Here is a 1,725-nt window from a genome sequence, read left to right as displayed (position 1 = left end):
GATTATCTGCGCGCCCTTAGCAATGCCTGCGTGACCGTCGCCCCGCCACGCCGTCACTGTCCGCACGCATGAAGATGTCCCACTCCGGAGTGCCGAGGTAGGCGGCCGCGAAATCGCGGCCCCGCTGATTGCGGTCGAAGCTCTCCGAATCGTCCGTGACCTGGCCCGAGTCGACCCACAGCTCGTCCGCGATCGCAGCCAGACGTCTTGGTGCACTTCTGCGCGCGACTGGACCCCGCAGCCTCGACCTTCGCCTCATGAGTCGCCGGCGCCCCCGCCGAAGCCCCACCGCCACCACACGCAGCGGTCCCAACGGCCAACAGGGCGCCACGCACTCCGAACATCAGGCGTCTGCCCATAACCCCCGCACTCCCACTGATCACGGCCCCCGGCTGCCCGGACATCATGCACGAAACACGCGGGTCCCGCCCGGACGATCAGCTACTCCAGTACGCCCAGCGCCGTATCCGGCCTGCACTTCGAGCACGCCTGCGCCTGCAGACGCGTCAGCGCGTCCAGGGCCTCCGCCCGCGTCACCGGCCGCGCCCGCTTGTCTGGATCCCAGCAGTCGCCCGTATGCACGGCCACCAGGTTGTTCTTGTTCAGGCCCACCTCGACCAGCCACTCCGGTGCAGGCGGCCGTATCTCCGCACCGCGGCGGCGCTCGGCCTCCCGCCGCTGCTCCGCCGCGATCCACCCGTCGATCTGCGCCAAGGCGGCCGTCGCCTGCTGCACGACCACCGACGGGCGAACTGCAACAGCTCAAGACGGGATGGCTCGGATTCGCTCACAGGTTCGAGTCTAGTCGTCTGGTCTGCGGAAATCCCGCCGGGTCATCCGCCCCTCGTCCCACCAGTACCAGCCATGCGGCGCCACATCCGGACGCGGCCACAACGCCAACCGGTACGCCCGACACCCATCCGGCGCGTCGTAGTGGGCGACCGCCACACCCCGGTACGGCTCGCTGGCCACCCGCAGATTGATCCGCACGACCTCGTACGGCCCGTACGAGAACACCCCCACCCCGGCATCCGGGGGAGGCGCCGCCTCGGCGTCACGCGAATCGTCCACGTGTTCGATAGTAGAGGCGGTGGCCGCATCCCGACATGTGGCGCGCAGCGATAGCTGGCCATGCACAACGGGGCCCGCGAGCGGGGAGCCGCAAGGCGTGGTGACGGAGCGGGCCGAAGGCGTTGGCCTCCGGTCCGCTCCGCTCCAAGTCGCTAATAGTGGCCAAAATCAGTAACCGTGATCGCCGTGGTCGCGGTCGCCGAAATCGCGGTCGCGGTCACCGTGGTCGCGGTCACCGTGGTCACGGTCACCGTGGTCGCGGTCGTGGTCGCCGTGATCGCCGTGGTCCCCGTGGTCACGGCCCAGGACGGAGAAGAGAGCCTTGAAGATCGCCATGGCGTTCCTCCTGAAATATGCCCGAAGGCACATTAGACATGTTCAAAACTGATACGTCCCGAGTTCAGAATTGGATGGCGCTTTTGAGTAAGAAAGCGGCAAACGTCTCCTCGGCCACAGGGACATTGCCGCTCCGATCGCCGGCCCGACTGGCTTACTGGGGCTCCGTCGATCACGTGGGTAGACGCCTGGCCCCATCCGCCCGGCCGCCTGAGAGCTGTCCGCGAGCGATCAACGACGGCCTGCCCGGACAACCCCTACATGTAGGCATCAGGTACGCAAAACGCCGCCAGCCCGCGCGCCCGCCGCACCACATCC

At 67.8% G+C, this 1,725-nt stretch carries 3 protein-coding genes; 1 reads left to right on the top strand and 2 read right to left on the bottom strand.

The features are described from left to right. Nucleotides 1-441: 441 nt before the first annotated feature. A complete protein-coding gene (locus BZY54_RS48360) occupies nucleotides 442-741 on the bottom strand; it encodes a DUF6233 domain-containing protein (protein ID WP_341868746.1) in 300 nt (99 codons plus the stop codon). Nucleotides 742-801: 60 nt separating this feature from the next. After that, nucleotides 802-1,071: a hypothetical protein gene (locus tag BZY54_RS48355; RefSeq protein ID WP_086731572.1), complete on the bottom strand. Its 270-nt coding sequence runs from the start codon at nucleotides 1,069-1,071 to the stop codon at nucleotides 802-804. Nucleotides 1,072-1,248: 177 nt separating this feature from the next. Here BZY54_RS48355 and BZY54_RS52020 point away from each other — a divergent pair, with 177 nt between their 5' ends. Beyond that, on the top strand, nucleotides 1,249-1,443 hold the full coding sequence (locus tag BZY54_RS52020) for a hypothetical protein (RefSeq protein WP_167414205.1): 195 nt from the start codon (nucleotides 1,249-1,251) through the stop codon (nucleotides 1,441-1,443). Nucleotides 1,444-1,725 lie beyond the last annotated feature (282 nt).

It is taken from the genome of Streptomyces carpinensis, from assembly GCF_002154505.1.
GTDB lineage: Bacteria > Actinomycetota > Actinomycetes > Streptomycetales > Streptomycetaceae > Streptomyces > Streptomyces carpinensis.
This window is presented reverse-complemented; position numbering and strand designations above follow the sequence as displayed.